Source organism: Mycobacterium sp. NGS63 (assembly GCF_059812295.1).
Window position 1 is genome coordinate 360,031 of sequence record NZ_JCALCJ010000001.1, and the last position, 16,468, is coordinate 376,498.

Here is a 16,468-nt window from a genome sequence, read left to right on the forward strand (position 1 = left end):
GCTCGCCGCGGTACACACGACGAGGTCACGGTGGTCGACGCCCGTGCCACGCATCGCTCGATCCAGGGCACCGCGATCGGCAACTTCATGGAGGCGTACGACTTCACGCTGTTCAGCCTCGTCGCGACCATCCTCGCGCAGAAGTTCTATCCCGGGGAAAACTCCGAGGCCGGCAACCTCATCGCCACGTTCGGGACGATGACGGCGGGGTTCGTCGTGCGGCCGCTGGGCGGGTTCATCTTCGGCCCGCTCGGCGACCGCATCGGGCGCAAGCCGGTGCTGGTGATGACGATCTCGCTGATGGCGGTGTGCGCGTCGCTGACCGGTGTGCTTCCCGTCTACCACACCATCGGGGTGTGGGCGCCGATCCTGCTCACGGTCGTCAGGATCTGCCAGGGGCTGTCGTCCGGCGGCGAGTATGCGGGCGCCATGACCTACATCGCCGAGCACGCCCCGGACCACAAGCGCGGAATGCTCGCCGGATTCCTCCCGGTGGGCACGCTGGCCGGTTTCGTGGTGGGCGCCGCGCTGGTGACGGCGCTGCAGACCGCGCTGCCGACGAGCGACATGCTGGCCTGGGGCTGGCGCGTGCCGTTCCTGTTGGCCGCGCCGCTCGGCCTGATCGCGGTGTACCTGCGCAAGCGCATCGACGAGTCGCCCGACTACGAGGAGATGCACGCACGCCAGCCGCCGATCTCCGGTCGCAAGCAGTTCGTGCAGACGGTCGTGCGGCAGTGGAAGGGGCTGTTGATCTGCTTGGGCGTGGAGCTCGCGGTCACCGACACCAGCTACATGGTCAGCGGGTACGTGCCGACCTACCTCAAGAAGACCGCGAGCGTCGGGGACACGGTGGCGCTGGTGATGGTCCTCATCGTGCTGGCCGTGCTGACCGTCGGCGTGCTGTTCGTCGCCATGCTTTCGGACCGCGTCGGGGTCAAACCGCTGATGTGGACGGGCTGCGGGCTGCTCGTCGCCGTCTCGATACCGGCGTTTTCGCTGATGCGTTTCGGCGCGGCGTATCCGACGAAGTTCGCCGGCGTCCTGCTCGTGGGGCTCCCAATGCTGTTTTTGAGCAGCCTCGAGCCGGCCATCCTGCCCGCGCTGTTCCCGACCAACGTGCGCTACGGCGCCGTGTCCATCGGCTTCAACATCGCGGTGTCGGCCTTCGGCGGCACCACCCCGTTGGTCGCCGAGACGCTGGTCGCCGGAACCGGCAACGCGATGTGGCCGGCGTACATGCTGATGTTCGCGGGGGTCGTCGGCGCCGTCACCCTGGCCTTCGCCCCGGAGGTGGCCGGTAGGCCGTTACTGGGCTCCGGGCCCTCGGTGGAGAGCCCCGACGGCGACGGCGGAGATTACGTCGCTTCCCGATCGTCGGGTCTCGGTAGTTGAGAAAGCCGAATTCCCGGCGTTCGCAGAAGCCGCCGGTCCAGGGTCACCAGCGGCGCCGCCAGGATCTCGGCCAGCGCGACGTAGGCGGCGTCATAGCTCGATAAGTTGGCGCGCAGCTGCCAGGCGCGGCCGGCGAGCAGTTCGTATGGCCAGAGCTCTATCGCCAGATCCAGCAGATCGGCGTGGGCCTGAGCGGCCTGGTCGGCGCTGACGACGCCGCCGAGCTCGGCGCGCCTGATGACGTTGGCGCATTCGTAGAGCAACAGCGTCGGCGCGTGGAGGTCCGCTTCGGCCAGACGCGTCGTCGCCCACTGACCGTCGGCGCCGGAATCGAGCAGGACGGCAACTACGGCCGAGGCGTCGCAGACGACACGCTCGGTCACCGGCGGTCGGCGTCTTTGGCGGCGAGGATGGCCGCTGCGTCGAGGCGCACACCGGTCGCGTTGACCCGGGCGCGGGCGCGGGCGACGACGTCGTGGACCGCGGGCTTCTCGACGGTCGCCACGAGCAGCCCGCGCAGGTATTCCTGCAGTGACTGCCCGGAGCGCGCGGCGCGTGCGGCGAGCTCGTCGCGAACGTCGTCCGGTATGCCGCGGATCGTGATGGCCACCATGCCTGCAGAATAGCAGCAAACGCATCATACTGATGGCAGTCGATCCGGTGCTCAGCCGAGGAATTCGATGTCTGCTCCGTGTCCATGGGAACTCGCCAGTCGCCCGTCGCAAGTGATCAGCGGCGCGGCGAGACCCTCGGCGAGTGCCACGTACGCGCCGTCGGCAACGGTGTGAGTGCCGCGCAGTTCGTAAGCGCGCTTGACGAAACGCTTTGTTGGCCAACGCCGCACCGGCAGACTTTGTAAATCGGCGACGGCGACGAGCCCTTCGTGGTCGCTGATCAGCCGGCGCACGACGGCGCGGCGTATCGCACCGACCACTTCGACGTCGAAGTGGGCAGGGGTGTGCAAAGCCTCGCCACGCAGTCGCCGGTTCACTGCCGCCCCCGATGGTGTCGCAAGGATCAGTTCGACGGCTGCCGACGTGTCCAGGACGATCACTCGGATCGCGCTTCGCCGACCAATTCGGCCGCCGTCACGCCGAGTTCGCGGCGCGGCAACGCCGCGAGCCGATCGAGAACCTCGTCGAGCGGCGGTTCTTCGGCAATCTCACGCAGCCGAACAAGTAGAAAATCGCTGAGGCTCATGCGGTGCGCCGCCGCCCTGGCTTTCAACTCCTGGACCAGTTCGTCGGGCACATTCCGAATTTGAACCATCACTGACATGTCTTGAACATATCGCACATGCTATAGACATGTGTCCGAACGTGAAGCGAACCTGAAGAAAACCGCTCCGACGGCCGCTCAGCGGCGACGCGCGCTAACAATGAGGCATGACGAGTTCCCGGCGCGCGGCCAGCCGTCCCGCGGGCGCAACGCCTCGCGTGCTGGTGGTCGAGGATTCCGAGACCATCCGCGAAATGGTCAGCGAGGCGCTGACCGACGCCGGATACCACGCCGACGCGCGCCCCGACGGTGACGGGCTGGAAGACGCGCTCGACGGCCTGCGCCCGGACCTGGTGGTGCTCGACGTGATGCTGCCGGGGCGCGACGGGTTCGAGCTCATCGACGTGATCCGCGACTGGGGCGACGCCGGCATCGTGATGATCACCGCCCGCGACGGCCTGCCGGATCGGCTGCGCGGCCTCGACGGCGGGGCCGACGACTACGTCGTCAAGCCCTTCGAGCTCGCCGAGCTCGTGTCCCGCGTCAGCGCGGTGTTGCGCCGGCGGGGACGGCTGCCGCGGGCGCTGCAGGTCGGCGACCTGATGGTCGACGTCGACGCGGGCGTCGCCGTGCGCGCGGGGCACGTGCTGGACCTGACGGCCACCGAGTTGCGGCTGCTGCACTTCCTGGCCGAGCAGCGCAGCCGGACCGTCAGCGCCGGCCAAATCCTCAGTGCGGTATGGGGTTACGACGCCTACGACCCAAACCTCGTGCAGGTGCACGTCAGCGGGCTGCGGCGCAAGCTCGAGGTCCACGGGCCGCGGATCCTGCACACCGTGCGCGGCATCGGCTACCGGCTCCAGCCCCGACGCGCGTGACGGGCGTACCCGACCCCGTCACGCCGACGCCGTCGCTGCAGCGGCGGGTCACCGTCGTCGTGATCGGGTTGCTCACGGTCGTCTTGTTGGCGCTGGGCGTCGTCATCGACGTGAGCCTGCGCGCCCAGGCGCGTCGCGACCTCAACGACCGGCTGCTGGCGGCGACGTCGCGCGCGGACGCGCTGGCTCTGGCGCGCACCCCGGCGCAGCAGATCGCCGCCCAGCTCAACGGCGGCGGCGTTCGGGCGTTGGTGATCGCCGCCGACGGCGCCGGCTACGGCGACTACGCGCTTAGCGCCGACGCCGACGCCGGCGCGTTCGTTCCGGCATGGGGCCCGCCACCACCGCCCGGGCCACCCCCGCCGCCACGACCACCCTTCGCGCCGCCACGACCACCCTTCGCGCCGCCGGAGGCGACCGCGACCCAACTGGTGCATCCCTTGCCCGACGGTGGCCGGCTGATCCTGGTGGCCGACACGACGCAGACCACACTGGTGACGCGTCAGCTTCGTCAGCTGATGATCGGCGCCGGGGTGGTGACACTGTTGGTGGCCGCGTTGCTGCTCGTCGCCGTCAGCCGGGCCGCGCTGCGGCCATTGGATCGGCTCACGGCGCTGGCCACGGCCATCGCCACCGGTGACCGCGGCCGGCGCTTGCGCGCGAAGCGCACCGACACCGAACTCGGCCGCGCCGCAAGCGCATTCGACGGAATGCTGGAAGCGCTGGAAGCCTCCGAGCGGCGGGCGCAAGAGGCGGCCGACGCCGCCCGGCGCGCCGAGACCGCCACCCGCCGATTCCTCGTCGACGCTGCGCACGAGCTGCGGACGCCGATCGCCGGCATCCAGGTCGCCGCCGAACAACTCCTCAGCAACGCCAACGATCCCGCGGCGCACGGTCAACACCGCCGCGCCAGCCTGTTGCTGTCCGACGCGCGCCGCGCCGGGCGCCTGGTCGCCGACATGCTGGACCTGAGCCGCATCGATGCCGGGCTGCCGCTGGATCTGCAGGACGTCGACCTCGGGGCCGTCGTCGACGCCGAGGCCGAGCGGGCGGCGATGCTGGCGCCGCGGGTGACGGTAACGAGGACCGGCCTGACCCAGCTCGAGGTCAGGGCCGACCCCACCCGGCTGGCGCAGATCCTGTCCAACCTGCTCGACAACGCCCGCCGGTACACCCCGGCGGGCGGGACCATCCACGTCGACCTCCGCGAGACCGACCGCACCGCCGAGGTGACCGTCACCGACAGCGGCCCCGGCGTCCCCGACGACGAGCGGGAGCGCATCTTCGAGCGGCTGGTGCGCCTGGACGCCGGGCGCGACCGCGACCACGGCGGGGCCGGGCTGGGCCTGCCGATCGCCAGGGCGCTGGCGCGCGCCCACGGCGGGGAGTTGGCATGTCTGCCGCGCGAGGGCGGGGCCCAGTTTCGGCTCAGTCTGCCCGTCGACGCGGCGCCGGAAGTTCCAGTGTGAGCCCACGGCTTTGGGTGTGAGCCGATGGCGGCGCCGCGGCGATTTTTCCGCCCTGGACTCACATTCGACGCCGTGGACTCACACTCGTTTGACCTCGTTTATCGCGGCGGCGGCGGGGGAGTCGGGGCGCCGGGCTCGGCCGGCGGCCGGTTCGGCGGCGGCGGGAACGCCCCGGGCGGTGGCGCCGGCTGGTGCCAGGCGAACTGCGGCGGGGGCGGCGGGGGGCCCCACGCCCCGGCCGGCGGTGGCGGCGGGAAACCCCAACCCGGCGGCGGGGGCGGCGGGGCCCACAGGCCGACCAGGGTGGCGGCCCCGAAGGCCCCGACGGCGAGGCCGGCCACGCCGCTACCGATGGCGACGCCGACGGGGTGGCGGTGCGCGATCGACGGCCGGGCCGCCGGGACGGGTTGCGCGGGTTCCGCGCTGGGGATCGGTTCTTCGCTGGTCACTGTGCCTCCTCGTTGCTGTGCGGTGCCAGCGACGCTAGGAAGCCAAGCTGAAGTCAACCTGAAGTGGGCCGCGTCGGGCCGAGGTCTTCAGGTTCGCTTCAGGTCAAACGTCGGCGGCCTGGGCCTCGCGGTGGTGTTGCCGATAGTGGCGGATCTCGACGATCAGCCCCGTCACCCCCACCGCCGCGGTGCACAGCGACACCAGGAACAGCAGCGGGCTGGGGTGACCGGCCAGCGCGTCGCCGAGGATCACCACGGCGGCGGTGCCGGGCAGCAGGCCGGCCAGCGTGGCGACGGTGTACGGCAGCGGCCGCACGGTCGATGCGCCGGCGGCGTAGTTGATCGCCGAGAACGGCACGGCGGGGATCAACCGCAGCGACAGGATGGCCAGCCAGCCGCGCTGGCGCAGGCGCTGGTCGACCGTGTCGATCGAGCGGTGGCGAACCAGGCGTTTGAGCTGCCAGCCGGCCGCGCGCACCAGGAGCAGCGCGAGCACCGCGCTGGCGGTGCTGGCGACCACCGCGATGGCAACACCCAGCGCCGGGCCGAACAGCAGCCCGGCGGCCAGGGTGAACGCCGTGCGGGGCACCGGCACCACCGTGGCCACCACGTGCGCGCCCAGAAACGCCAGCGGGAACCAGGGACCCACCGATTCCGCCCAATCCCGCATCTGCACCGGCGTCGGCAGCGGAAGCCAGCTCGCCGCGACGACAAGGGCTGTGATACCGGCCACTGTCGCCAGCGCCCGGGGCCGCGACAGCTGGCGCGCCGCCGCGCCCAGGGCGCAGCCGAGGTCGCGCAGCGTCGCGGTGATTTTGCAGGTGGCGGAAGCCGTCACGCCCGTAAAGGTTACGGGGCGCAGGTGAATAACTCGTTTCTCAGGCCTGGCGTTTCGTTCCCGTCCAGCGGCGGAGGCGCCGCGCGGTTTTTAGCGGGGCGCGTCGATCAATTAGCCTCATTAGTACGTGGCAGACCCCCAATTGCTGGGAAAAAGGGAGCAATCGGTGTCCATTGATGTACCCGAGCTCGCCGACCTAGAACAGGTTCGCGGGCGTTGGCGCACTGCGGTCGCCGGTGTGCTGTCCAAGAGCACGCGCAAGGCGCCCGAGCAGTTGGGGGACGAGCCGGAGCGGCTGCTGGAGAACCCGACGTATGACGGGATCGCCGTGCGCGCGCTGTACACCGCGCTCGACGAGCTGCCCGAACCGGCGCTGCCCGGCGAGTGGCCCTACGTGCGCGGCGGCGATGCCCGGCGCGACGTCAACGCGGGCTGGAAGATCGCCGAGGCGTTCGCCGATCACGACAACGCCGCGGTGCTCGCGGCGCTGGCCGACGGGGTCAGCGCGCTGGTGATCCGGGCCGGCGAGCCGGAGAAGCTGCTCGCGGGGGTGTACCTGGACCTGGTGCCGGTGATCCTCGACGCCGGCACTGACTATGCCGCGGCGTGCGACGCCCTGCTGGCGCTGGTCGACGAGCCGGAACCGGATAAGCGCGACGCTCTGTCCATCGACCTGGGCGCCGACCCGCTGACCGCGCCGCTGAGCGAGCGGGAATCCGCGCCGGTCGAGCAAGTGGTCGCCGTGGCGATGCGGGTGGCCGAACGCCGCGGCGTGCGGGCGATCACCGTCGACGGGCCCGCCTTCCACAACCTGGGCGCCAACGCGTCGTGGGAGCTGGCCGGCGGCATCGCGGCCGCCGTGGCCTACCTGCGGCTGCTCACCGACGCCGGGATCCCGGTCGGACAGGCGTTGCGGCAGATCAGCTTCCGGCTGGCCGCCGACGACGACCAGTTCGTGACGATCGCCAAGATGCGCGCCGCGCGTCAGCTGTGGGCGCGCGTCGCCGAGGTCGTCGGCGACGCCGAGGGCGGCGCGGCCGTCGTGCACGCGGAGACCTCGCTGCCGATGATGACCCAGCGTGACCCGTGGGTGAACATGCTGCGCGTCACGATCGCCGCCTTCGGCGCGGGCGTCGGCGGCGCCGACACCGTGCTGGTCACCCCGTTCGACGCGGCCATCCCGGGCGGCTTTCCCGGTGTGGCGAACGGCTTTTCGCGCCGCATCGCGCGCAACACCCAGCTGCTGCTCCTGGAGGAGTCGCACGTCGGGCAGGTGCTGGACCCGGCCGGTGGGTCGTGGTTCGTCGAGGACCTCACCGAGCAGCTGGCGCAACGGGCGTGGCAGCAGTTCCAGGATGTCGAGGCGCGCGGCGGTTTCGCCGAGGCCCGCGACCACGTCGCCGAGCAGATCGCCGAGGTGGCCGCGAAGCGCGCCGACGACATCGCGCACCGGCGCACCGCGCTCACCGGAGTCAACGAATACCCGAACCTCGGGGAACCGCCTTTAAAGCACGGGGATTCGCCGTCGGCGGTGCGGCGCTACGCGGCGGAATTCGAAGCGCTGCGGGATCGTTCGGACGCCCACCTGGAGCGCACCGGGTCGCGCCCGAAGGCGCTGCTGCTGCCGCTGGGCCCGTTGGCCGAGCACAACATTCGCGCGACGTTCGCGGCGAACCTGCTGGCGTCGGGCGGGATCGAGGCCGTCAACCCGGGGCCCGTCGACGCCGCGGGCGTCGCGGCGGCGGTCACCGAAGCGGGATCGCCCGTGGTCGTCATCTGCGGCACCGACAAGCGCTATCACGACGAGGCCGCGGGCGTGGTCGAGGCGGCCCGCACCGCCGGCGCCTCGCGGATCTACCTGGCCGGGCCCGAGCAAGACGCCGAGCACCGGCCGGATGAGTACCTGACCGCGAAAATCAATGCGGTGCAAGCCTTGTCGAACCTGCTCACCAGACTGGGAGCCTAGCCGCCATGACGATGACCACACCCGCGATCGGCAGCTTCTCGAACGTTCCGCTGCACGGTGACCGCGACGTGCCCCCGCCCACCGAGGCCGGGGTCGACGAGCACGTCGCCGCCGCGGCGTCGGCGCACGGGTACACCCCCGAGCAGATGCATTGGCACACACCCGAAGGCATCGACGTCAAACCGGTGTACATCGGCGCCGACCGCGCCGGCGCGGCCGCCGAGGGTTACCCCCTGAACAGCTTCCCGGGCGAGCCGCCGTTCGTGCGCGGGCCCTACCCGACGATGTATGTCAACCAGCCCTGGACGATTCGCCAATACGCGGGATTCTCCACGGCCGCGGACTCCAACGCGTTCTACCGGCGCAACCTCGCCGCCGGACAGAAGGGCCTGTCGGTGGCCTTCGACCTGGCCACGCACCGCGGCTACGACTCCGACCACCCGCGGGTTCAGGGCGACGTCGGAATGGCGGGCGTGGCAATCGATTCCATCCTCGACATGCGCCAGCTGTTCGACGGCATCGACCTGTCCACCGTGTCGGTGTCGATGACGATGAACGGCGCGGTGCTGCCGATCCTGGCGCTGTATGTGGTGGCCGCCGAGGAGCAGGGGGTGCCGCCGGAGAAGCTCGCCGGCACCATCCAGAACGACATCCTCAAAGAGTTCATGGTGCGCAACACCTACATCTACCCGCCCAAGCCGTCGATGCGCATCATCTCCGACATCTTCGCCTACACCAGCGCCAAGATGCCGAAGTTCAACTCCATCTCGATATCCGGATACCACATCCAGGAGGCCGGCGCCACAGCGGATTTGGAGCTGGCCTACACGCTGGCCGACGGTGTCGATTACATCAAGGCGGGCCTGGACGCCGGGCTGGACATCGACAAGTTCGCGCCGCGGCTGTCGTTTTTCTGGGGCATCGGGATGAACTTCTTCATGGAGGTCGCCAAGCTGCGCGCCGGCCGGCTGCTGTGGAGCGAGCTGGTGGCCGGGTTCGGGGCCAAGAACCCCAAATCGCTGTCGCTGCGCACCCATTCGCAGACCTCCGGGTGGTCGCTGACCGCCCAGGACGCATTCAACAACGTCGCGCGCACCTGCATCGAGGCGATGGCCGCCACCCAGGGGCACACGCAGTCGCTGCACACCAACGCGCTGGACGAGGCGCTGGCACTGCCCACCGACTTCTCGGCGCGGATCGCGCGCAACACGCAGCTGGTGTTGGCGCAGGAGTCGGGCACCACCAGGCCGATCGACCCGTGGGGCGGCTCGTATTACGTGGAGTGGCTGACCCATCGGCTCGCGCAGCAGGCGCGCGCCCACATGGCCGAGATCGCCGAGCATGGCGGCATGGCGCAGGCCATCGACGACGGCATCCCCAAGATGCGCATCGAGGAGGCCGCCGCGCGCACCCAGGCCCGCATCGACTCCGGCCAGCAGCCGGTGATCGGGGTCAACAAGTACCAGGTCGACGAGGACCAGGAGATCGAGGTACTCAAGGTCGAAAACGACCGGGTGCGCGCCGAGCAGCTGGCCAAATTGCAACAGCTGCGGGCCGATCGGGACCAGGCGGCCGTAGACGCCGCGCTGGCCGAGCTGTCACGCGCGGCCGCCGCCCACGGCCGCGCCGGCCAAGACGGGCTGGGCAACAACCTGATGGCGCTGGCCATCGACGCGGCGCGGGCCAAGGCCACCGTCGGCGAGATTTCCGACGCGCTGGAAAAGGTGTATGGCCGGCACCAGGCGGAGATCCGTACTATCGCCGGGGTCTACCGTCACGAAGCCGGAAAGGCCACCAACATCGCCACCGCCACCGAACTCGTCGAGAAGTTCGCCGAGGCCGACGGCCGCCGGCCCAGGATTCTGGTGGCCAAAATGGGCCAGGACGGCCACGACCGCGGACAGAAGGTGATCGCGACGGCGTTCGCCGACATCGGGTTCGACGTGGACGTCGGGTCGCTGTTCTCCACGCCCGAGGAGGTGGCCCGCCAGGCCGCCGACAACGACGTGCACGTCATCGGGGTGTCGTCGCTGGCCGCCGGGCACCTGACGCTGGTGCCGGCGCTGCGCGACGCACTGGCCGAGGTGGGGCGGCCCGACATCATGGTCGTGGTCGGCGGCGTCATCCCGCCGGGCGACTTCGACGAGCTCTACGCGGCCGGGGCCACGGCCATCTTCCCGCCCGGGACGGTGATCGCCGATGCCGCAATCGGCTTGCTGCACAAGCTCGCCGAGCAGCTGGGCTACGACCTGAACTGATGTTGACTCTGCGGCTATGGCGACAAAGTGCGAGAAGGCCGCACCCTGCGCGCAGAGTCAACGCCTGATGACCTCTCAAGACCTGGCCAAGGCCGTGCTCGGCGGTGACCGCGCGGCGCTGCCGCGGGCCATCACGCTGCTGGAGTCCACCCGCGCCGACCACCAGAAAGAGGCCCAGCAGCTGCTGCTGGAGCTGACGCCGCACTCGGGCAACGCCCATCGCGTCGGCATCACCGGCACCCCCGGGGTGGGGAAGTCGACCAGCATCGAGGCGCTCGGCATGCACCTCATCGAGCAGGGCCATCGGGCGGCGGTGCTTGCCGTCGACCCGTCGTCGACGCGCAGCGGCGGCTCGATCCTGGGCGACAAGACCCGGATGGCGCGCCTGGCCGTGCACCCCGACGCCTACATCCGGCCGTCGCCGACGTCGGGCACGCTGGGCGGGGTGGCCAAGGCCACCCGGGAAGCCATCGTGCTGCTGGAGGCCGCCGGGTTCGACGTGGTCCTCGTCGAAACCGTCGGTGTGGGGCAGTCCGAGGTGGCGGTGGCCAACATGGTCGACACCTTCGTGCTGTTGACCCTGGCCCGCAGCGGCGATCAGCTCCAGGGCATCAAGAAGGGCGCGCTGGAGCTGGCCGACATCGTGGTGGTCAACAAGGCCGACGGGGATCACCTGCCGGAGGCGCGCAAAGCCGCGCGCGAGTTGTCCGCGGCGATCAGGCTGATCCATCCGGGCGAAACCCTGTGGCGGCCACCGGTTCTCACGATGAGCGCGACGGAGGGGACCGGCCTGTCGGAGCTGTGGGAGACGATCGAGCGCCATCACCGCGTGTTGTCCGACGCCGGCGAGCTCGACGAGCGCCGCCGGGCCCAGCAGGTCGACTGGACCTGGCAGATGGTCCGCGACACCGTGCTGGACCGGGTACTGTCCAACCCGGGCGTGCGCAAGATCCGCGCCGACGTGGAACGCCGGGTCAAGGCGGGGGAGCTGACGCCCGCGTTGGCGGCCCAGCAAATCCTGGAGGCCGCCGCGCGCTGACGGACACAACGCCCGCTGCGGTGAGACAATCGGGCGGTGGATCAGGTCGACGAGCGAATTGCGGAGACAATCGAAGCGCTGCAGGCCAGCGGCGCTGTTTTTGCCTACCTGCATGGCAGCCGCGCGTCGGGCGGTGCCCGGCCGGGTTCCGACATCGATATCGCGGCGTATTTCCTTGGACAACCGCCGGAGGCGTTTGAGGTTCTCCTGCCCGCCGGCGTCGACCTCGTAGTCCTCAACCGTGCCCCCCTCGAACTCGCGGGACGCGTAGCGCTTTACGGGAAACTGCTCTTCGAATGCGATGCCGGTGCTCGTGTGGTGTGGGAGGCGACCACACGCAAGGTCTACCTCGACGAACTCCCGCGGCTTGAGCGCGCCCACCGGGATTTCGCGGATGCGGTGCTTCGTCGTGGTCGATGACGTCCGCGTGTTGCGATTACTGCGCGTTGTCGCCGACGATCTCGCTGTTTTGCATCAGGAATCTCAGGCCGACGGCGCGCGGCGCTCCGACCCGATGTGGCTTCGTGGCGTGAAGTACACCTTCGTCACGTCGATCGAGGCGTGCGTCGATATCGCTCAACACATGTGTTCCGCGCAGGGCTGGGGTCCGCCGGCGGACAACGGCGACACCATGAAAATCCTTGGGCGCCAACGGGTACTGACGGCCGATTTATCCGATGCCATGCGTAGGGCGGTTGGATTCCGCAACATCCTCGTGCATGAATACGTGGAGGTCTCGGATGAGGTCGTCGTATCCAGGCTTGCGAATCTCGGCGATCTCGAGCAGTTTGTCGAGCAGGTGACCGCATTTTTGCGCGACGGCCCTGGCACCGGCTGACAGCTTGGCCTCATTCGGCCGGTCGGTTATGCCCTTGATCTGTGATGATTGTTTGGAGAAGCTCGACGATCTGCTGCTGTCCCGCGGCTGCGGCGTCGAATTTGCCCCGCATCTCGATGAATCCTCGATCGACATGCTCTCGAAGGCTGCCGAAGTCCGATCGGAGGGTGCCGAACTCCGACCGGAGGACACCGAACTCCGATCGGAGATCGACGAAGTCCTCCCGCAGGGCATTGAAGCCGGCCGTCGTCGCCCGGCGGAAGTCGCGAAGCTCGTCGCGAAATTCGCTGACGTCCCGGTCGGCGGCTCCCGCGAGGACGCGCGCGGCCGCGGCGTCTTGCTCACTTCCCTGGACTCGCTCGGTCAGGTTGTGCACCTGGTGCTCAAGGGCGGTGACGCGCGATTCGAGATCCCCGGGCTCCATGACACCCGAGCGTAGCGCCGCCCAATGGCAACCGGCACCGCCGATCAACAGGGGGCCCTGTTCTTCACCCGGGAACCGCGCAAAGCCCGCTGCGGCGCGGCGGCGAGGTCACCGTGGCCGGGCCCAGTACCAGCAAATACAGGACGGCGCGGCTCGCTAACGGATAGGTAAATAAATCCCTGTTTGCCAGACGGAAGGTATGAAATCCAAGTAAATTCGTTAGTGTGACGATGAAGTCCGGGATCGATCGCCGCGCGGTCCACTCCCACGATGGCCCTGACGCAGGCCGTCGTGTGTCCGGCGCGGCGGACCCACATTTTGCGTGCGTCGTTCGCAGTTTCTCCGCGATGTTTCCCGCCCGCCGGTTCGGCGGCGGGGCGCTGGCGGTCTACGTCGACGGCCAACCCGCCGTCGACGTGTGGTCCGGCTACGCCGACCGGGATGGTCACCTGCCGTGGTCGGCCGACACCGCGCCGATGGTGTTCTCGGCGACCAAAGGGATGGCGGCCACGGTCATCCACCGTCTGGCCGACCGCGGGCTCATCGACTACGAGGCCCCCGTCGCCGAGTACTGGAAGGAGTTCGCGGCCAACGGCAAGGCGAGCCTCACCGTGCGCCAGGTGATGCGACACACCGCCGGCCTCTCGGGCCTGCGCGGGGCCAGCCAGGATGACTTGCTGGATCACGTCCTGATGGAGGAACGGCTGGCGGCCGCGTCCCCGGGGCGCCTGCTGGGCAAATCCGCGTACCACGCGCTGACGTTCGGCTGGCTGATGTCCGGGCTGGGCCGGGCGGTGACCGGCAAGGGCATGCGCGCGCTGATCCGCGAGGAGCTCGCCGAGCCCCTGGGCACCGACGGCATGCACCTCGGCCGGCCGCCGGCCGGCTCGCCGACGCGGGCCGCCCAGATCATCATGCCGCAGAGCATCATCGGCAATCCCGTCGTCAGCTACGTGACGAACAAGGTCGCCAACCAGCTGTCCGGCGCCTACCGGTCCATGTACTTCCCGGGCATCATCGCCGCCGCCCAGGGCGAGATCCCGTTGCTGGACGCCGAGATTCCGGCGGCCAACGGCGTGGTGACGGCCCGCGCGCTGGCGCGGATGTACGGCGCGATCGCCAACGGCGGCGAGATCGACGGCACCCAATTCCTGTCGCGTGAGCTGGTCGCGGGGCTGACGGGCAAGCGAAGCCTGCGCCCCGACCGAAATCTGTTCGTGCCGTTGGCTTTCCATCTGGGCTACCACAGCCTGCCGTTCGGCAACGTGATGCCGGGCTTCGGCCACGTCGGGCTGGGCGGCTCGGTCGGCTGGGCCAACCCCGCCGAGGGGGTGGCGTTCGCCCTGGTGCACAACCGGCTGCTGACACCGTTCGTGATGACCGATCACGCGGCGTTCGTGGGGATCTACAAGCTGATCCGCGACGCGGCCGCCAAGGTCCGCGAGCGCGGGTTGCAGCCGGTGACCGAGTTCGGGGCGCCGTTCTCCGAGCCGGGGGCCGTCGCGGGCTGATTCTCCTGCGGCCCAGCCACGTTCGTCCGGCGCCGCGTCAGCGGCCGCGGGATATCGTCAGCAGGTTCAACGCTTCCGCGGCGTCCCGCAGGCTTTCGTATAGGTGACAAACCCGGTAAGTCGACCGCCGAAGATGACCGATGCCGTCGCTTCCGACGATGCTTGGCGGACTTGCGAACCATAAAAGATCCGTCGCCCGTCGGTCCGCGACCCCGCGTCACGCGACTGGCTCGCCAATGGCCGTGTGGTCCCAAAAGCGGCTCGCACAAGCCAGTTGCCGAAAACGTCCGTGCTCGCATGCATGAAGTTCGTAGGCTCGCGTCATCGGGTTCCAGATCAGGTGAGTGCTTGCCCCTGTCATTGTTCAACCCTTGGGTCGGGTGTGCGACGAGGGGCGGAGGGGGAGTCCGCGCATGGCGGGTCAACCTGAAGTCGTCGTTCTCCGACAGCGGAAAGCGGCTGGGTCGGAACATAATTGGGACGTCCGGTCAGTTTCGTCCGACGCGCCACCAATGGCGTCGCCACGGCACAAAGGCATGTCCGCCATGCTTGCGGCCGTAGCCTGCGCCATCTTTGGCTCCAAGCTCGTCGTCATTTCGTCGCTGGGTTCGCCGATGCCCATTTTGGATCAATGGGACGTCGAGGCCGCGGGCCTCTATTCGCCGTATCTGAAGGGCGCCCTCTCGTTCTCCGACCTTTTCGCCGCGCATCTCGAACACCGCATCCCGGTTTTCCGCATGCTCGCGCTGGCGCAGTTGGAGCTGGCCGGCGAGTGGAACACACGCCTCGAGATGATCTTTGGCGCAACAGTGCACACGGCGGCGGTCACGTGGCTCACTGCGTTGCTGATGCCCCTGATGGCGCGACAGCGGCGGATTCTTCTGGCGGGCTTCGTCGCATTTTTGTTCGGATTCCCGGTCGTCTACGAGAACGCGCTGTGGGGATTGCAGCTGGAGGTGTACCTATCGTTGTTTTTCGGCATCGCGTCGCTGGTCGCGTTCGCCACCGCGCGTCCGTTTTCTGCGCGCTGGTTTGGCGGCTTGGTTGCCGCGGTCCTCAGTTACTTCTCGTTTGCCACAGGGGTCGCCGCCATCCTCGCCGCCGGTGCACTCGTGACTATGCAGGTAACACTCAACGCCAGAAAGAGACGGCGCCGGGAGTTGGCCGGCGTCGTCGTCATGGCATCGGTAGCTCTGATGATGGTCGTGTGGGCGGCGTCGGGTGCGAACCCGATGAGCACGGCGCGGACGCTCATCCAAGGACTGATGGTGTTCTTGGCTATGGCCGGCATGGCACTCGTCCCGGCGGTGTGGTTTTTATATCGCACGACGGCCGAGCGCCCTGGTATTGCCGACCGATCCTGGGTGGCAGTCGGAATCGTTGCGTGGCTCGCCATCCAGTTCGTCCTTCTCGCCTATGGTCGGGGGGCCGCCGTGGGGGTGCGATATCTCGACTTCGTCCTCCCTATCTACCCGGTGGGGCTAGTGGCGGTGTTCGGTCTCGTCACCAGAGCGCACAGGCCGCGGTTCAGCCAGCAAACGGCGGCGGCCGCGGCGGCGTGGTCGTTTGCCGTCGTAGCTGCCATCGCACTGTTCGGTTATTACGGATCAGTCCTGGGGGCCATGGACTGGAGCAAAGCCGCCAGCCAACAACTCGCCAATATCCGGGCCTACCTCGCCACAGGCGACGTCGGCCGTCTCGGCCCAAACGGTCCGGGTGGGCACGGGATACAACTTTCCTACCCAAGCCCGCAGCGACTGGTCGAAGTTCTTCGAGACCCTGAAATCACTGCGATACTGCCGCCCGAGTTCCGGCCTTCCAACTCCGGCACCGCCGAGGTCCGCAAGCGGATGTGGCTCAACGGATCGCTCGCCAGCGGCACTGCTGCCGCGGTCCGCCTGGTGCTTGCGGCTGGGCCAGCGTTGCTCGCAACTGCGCTGGCTTTGTTCTTCGCGGTTGCAGCACGACGAAGTCAGCCAGGTGGTGAGGTGGTAGCACGCACCACGATCACCACTCGACATGCCGCCAAGCATCGTGGTCACTTTGTGGTAAACCATGCGGCCAGGCGCAGCTTGTCCGTGCTGATGAGGTCAGTCAACTCACCCTTTGCAGCCGGAATCGGGCGCGACAATTTTCGGCCCGCGGGGTGACGTCGAGTTTCGCTTCGCGTTTGGCGCAGCCGTGAACG

Annotated in this window: 17 protein-coding genes; 10 read left to right on the forward strand and 7 right to left on the reverse strand. The window is 69.0% G+C overall.

The features are described 5' to 3' along the window. Positions 1 to 30: 30 nt before the first annotated feature. Positions 31 to 1,392 (forward strand): MFS transporter, encoded by a 1,362-nt coding sequence (locus tag AC5Y4Z_RS01805; RefSeq protein ID WP_499960519.1) that lies wholly within the window; start codon positions 31 to 33, stop codon positions 1,390 to 1,392. On the opposite strand, the gene AC5Y4Z_RS01810 is transcribed toward AC5Y4Z_RS01805, so the two are convergent. Genes AC5Y4Z_RS01810 through AC5Y4Z_RS01825 form a run of 4 tightly spaced genes read right to left on the reverse strand, consistent with a single transcriptional unit; the run spans position 1,356 to position 2,670 of the window. Beyond that, positions 1,356 to 1,775: a type II toxin-antitoxin system VapC family toxin gene (locus AC5Y4Z_RS01810; RefSeq protein WP_499960520.1), complete on the reverse strand. Its 420-nt coding sequence runs from the start codon at positions 1,773 to 1,775 to the stop codon at positions 1,356 to 1,358. The genes AC5Y4Z_RS01805 and AC5Y4Z_RS01810 overlap by 37 nt on opposite strands. After that, complete coding sequence (locus AC5Y4Z_RS01815) at positions 1,772 to 2,005, reverse strand: FitA-like ribbon-helix-helix domain-containing protein (RefSeq protein WP_499960521.1); 234 nt, start codon at positions 2,003 to 2,005, stop codon at positions 1,772 to 1,774. The genes AC5Y4Z_RS01810 and AC5Y4Z_RS01815 overlap by 4 nt, the downstream gene beginning before the upstream one ends. Before the next feature lie 51 nt (positions 2,006 to 2,056). Next, on the reverse strand, positions 2,057 to 2,446 hold the full coding sequence (locus AC5Y4Z_RS01820; protein ID WP_499960523.1) for a type II toxin-antitoxin system VapC family toxin: 390 nt from the start codon (positions 2,444 to 2,446) through the stop codon (positions 2,057 to 2,059). Further along, entirely contained in the window at positions 2,443 to 2,670 is a 228-nt protein-coding gene (locus AC5Y4Z_RS01825; RefSeq protein ID WP_499960524.1) for a FitA-like ribbon-helix-helix domain-containing protein, read from the reverse strand. The genes AC5Y4Z_RS01820 and AC5Y4Z_RS01825 overlap by 4 nt, the downstream gene beginning before the upstream one ends. 107 nt (positions 2,671 to 2,777) lie before the next feature. On the opposite strand from AC5Y4Z_RS01825, the gene AC5Y4Z_RS01830 reads away from it, so the two are divergent. Both AC5Y4Z_RS01830 and AC5Y4Z_RS01835 read left to right on the forward strand, forming a co-directional pair. After that, complete coding sequence (locus AC5Y4Z_RS01830; protein ID WP_499960525.1) at positions 2,778 to 3,488, forward strand: response regulator transcription factor; 711 nt, start codon at positions 2,778 to 2,780, stop codon at positions 3,486 to 3,488. Beyond that, the gene (locus AC5Y4Z_RS01835; protein WP_499960526.1) at positions 3,485 to 4,957 is read left to right on the forward strand and encodes a sensor histidine kinase; all 1,473 of its coding nucleotides are present in this window, start codon (positions 3,485 to 3,487) and stop codon (positions 4,955 to 4,957) included. The genes AC5Y4Z_RS01830 and AC5Y4Z_RS01835 overlap by 4 nt, the downstream gene beginning before the upstream one ends. Positions 4,958 to 5,055: 98 nt before the next feature. On the opposite strand, the gene AC5Y4Z_RS01840 is transcribed toward AC5Y4Z_RS01835, so the two are convergent. Next, a complete protein-coding gene (locus AC5Y4Z_RS01840) occupies positions 5,056 to 5,406 on the reverse strand; it encodes a hypothetical protein (RefSeq protein ID WP_499960527.1) in 351 nt (116 codons plus the stop codon). Between the two features lie 103 nt (positions 5,407 to 5,509). Further along, positions 5,510 to 6,244 carry a TVP38/TMEM64 family protein gene (locus tag AC5Y4Z_RS01845; protein WP_499960529.1) on the reverse strand — a complete coding sequence of 245 codons (735 nt, stop codon included), beginning with the start codon at positions 6,242 to 6,244 and terminating at the stop codon, positions 5,510 to 5,512. 166 nt (positions 6,245 to 6,410) lie between these two features. Here AC5Y4Z_RS01845 and mutA point away from each other — a divergent pair, with 166 nt between their 5' ends. The 5 genes from mutA (at position 6,411) to hepT (ending at position 12,345) form a co-directional block, all read left to right on the forward strand. Continuing rightward, entirely contained in the window at positions 6,411 to 8,210 is a 1,800-nt protein-coding gene (gene mutA / locus AC5Y4Z_RS01850) for a methylmalonyl-CoA mutase small subunit (protein WP_499960530.1), read from the forward strand. 5 nt (positions 8,211 to 8,215) lie between these two features. After that, positions 8,216 to 10,468: a methylmalonyl-CoA mutase gene (gene scpA, locus AC5Y4Z_RS01855; protein WP_499960531.1), complete on the forward strand. Its 2,253-nt coding sequence runs from the start codon at positions 8,216 to 8,218 to the stop codon at positions 10,466 to 10,468. A 67-nt stretch (positions 10,469 to 10,535) separates the two neighbouring features. Further along, on the forward strand, positions 10,536 to 11,507 hold the full coding sequence (gene meaB, locus AC5Y4Z_RS01860; protein ID WP_499960532.1) for a methylmalonyl Co-A mutase-associated GTPase MeaB: 972 nt from the start codon (positions 10,536 to 10,538) through the stop codon (positions 11,505 to 11,507). A 36-nt stretch (positions 11,508 to 11,543) separates the two neighbouring features. Beyond that, a complete protein-coding gene (locus AC5Y4Z_RS01865; RefSeq protein ID WP_499960533.1) occupies positions 11,544 to 11,927 on the forward strand; it encodes a nucleotidyltransferase domain-containing protein in 384 nt (127 codons plus the stop codon). After that, a complete protein-coding gene (gene hepT / locus AC5Y4Z_RS01870) occupies positions 11,917 to 12,345 on the forward strand; it encodes a type VII toxin-antitoxin system HepT family RNase toxin (RefSeq protein WP_499960535.1) in 429 nt (142 codons plus the stop codon). The genes AC5Y4Z_RS01865 and hepT overlap by 11 nt, the downstream gene beginning before the upstream one ends. A 10-nt stretch (positions 12,346 to 12,355) precedes the next feature. Here the strand turns inward: hepT and AC5Y4Z_RS01875 are convergent, their stop codons facing one another. After that, positions 12,356 to 12,769, reverse strand: a complete 414-nt coding sequence (locus AC5Y4Z_RS01875) for a hypothetical protein (protein WP_499960536.1) — start codon at positions 12,767 to 12,769, stop codon at positions 12,356 to 12,358. Between the two features lie 230 nt (positions 12,770 to 12,999). Here AC5Y4Z_RS01875 and lipL point away from each other — a divergent pair, with 230 nt between their 5' ends. Together lipL and AC5Y4Z_RS01885 are read left to right on the forward strand one after the other, a co-directional pair. Further along, on the forward strand, positions 13,000 to 14,280 hold the full coding sequence (lipL, locus tag AC5Y4Z_RS01880) for an esterase/beta-lactamase LipL (RefSeq protein WP_499960917.1): 1,281 nt from the start codon (positions 13,000 to 13,002) through the stop codon (positions 14,278 to 14,280). A 545-nt stretch (positions 14,281 to 14,825) separates the two neighbouring features. Then, positions 14,826 to 16,430 (forward strand): hypothetical protein, encoded by a 1,605-nt coding sequence (locus AC5Y4Z_RS01885; protein ID WP_499960537.1) that lies wholly within the window; start codon positions 14,826 to 14,828, stop codon positions 16,428 to 16,430. The last annotated feature ends 38 nt before the right edge of the window (positions 16,431 to 16,468 follow it).

What these genes read in the sequence shown, in the direction of transcription:
- lipL (WP_499960917.1), top strand. Translation starts at nt 13,000, where the DNA reads ATGAAGTCCGGGATCGATCGCCGCGCGGTCCACTCCCACGATGGCCCT.
- scpA (WP_499960531.1), top strand. Translation starts at nt 8,216, where the DNA reads ATGACGATGACCACACCCGCGATCGGCAGCTTCTCGAACGTTCCGCTG.
- AC5Y4Z_RS01875 (WP_499960536.1), bottom strand. Translation starts at nt 12,769, where the DNA reads ATGGAGCCCGGGGATCTCGAATCGCGCGTCACCGCCCTTGAGCACCAG.
- AC5Y4Z_RS01885 (WP_499960537.1), top strand. Translation starts at nt 14,826, where the DNA reads ATGCTTGCGGCCGTAGCCTGCGCCATCTTTGGCTCCAAGCTCGTCGTC.
- AC5Y4Z_RS01825 (WP_499960524.1), bottom strand. Translation starts at nt 2,670, where the DNA reads ATGTCAGTGATGGTTCAAATTCGGAATGTGCCCGACGAACTGGTCCAG.
- meaB (WP_499960532.1), top strand. Translation starts at nt 10,536, where the DNA reads ATGACCTCTCAAGACCTGGCCAAGGCCGTGCTCGGCGGTGACCGCGCG.
- AC5Y4Z_RS01830 (WP_499960525.1), top strand. Translation starts at nt 2,778, where the DNA reads ATGACGAGTTCCCGGCGCGCGGCCAGCCGTCCCGCGGGCGCAACGCCT.
- AC5Y4Z_RS01815 (WP_499960521.1), bottom strand. Translation starts at nt 2,005, where the DNA reads ATGGTGGCCATCACGATCCGCGGCATACCGGACGACGTTCGCGACGAG.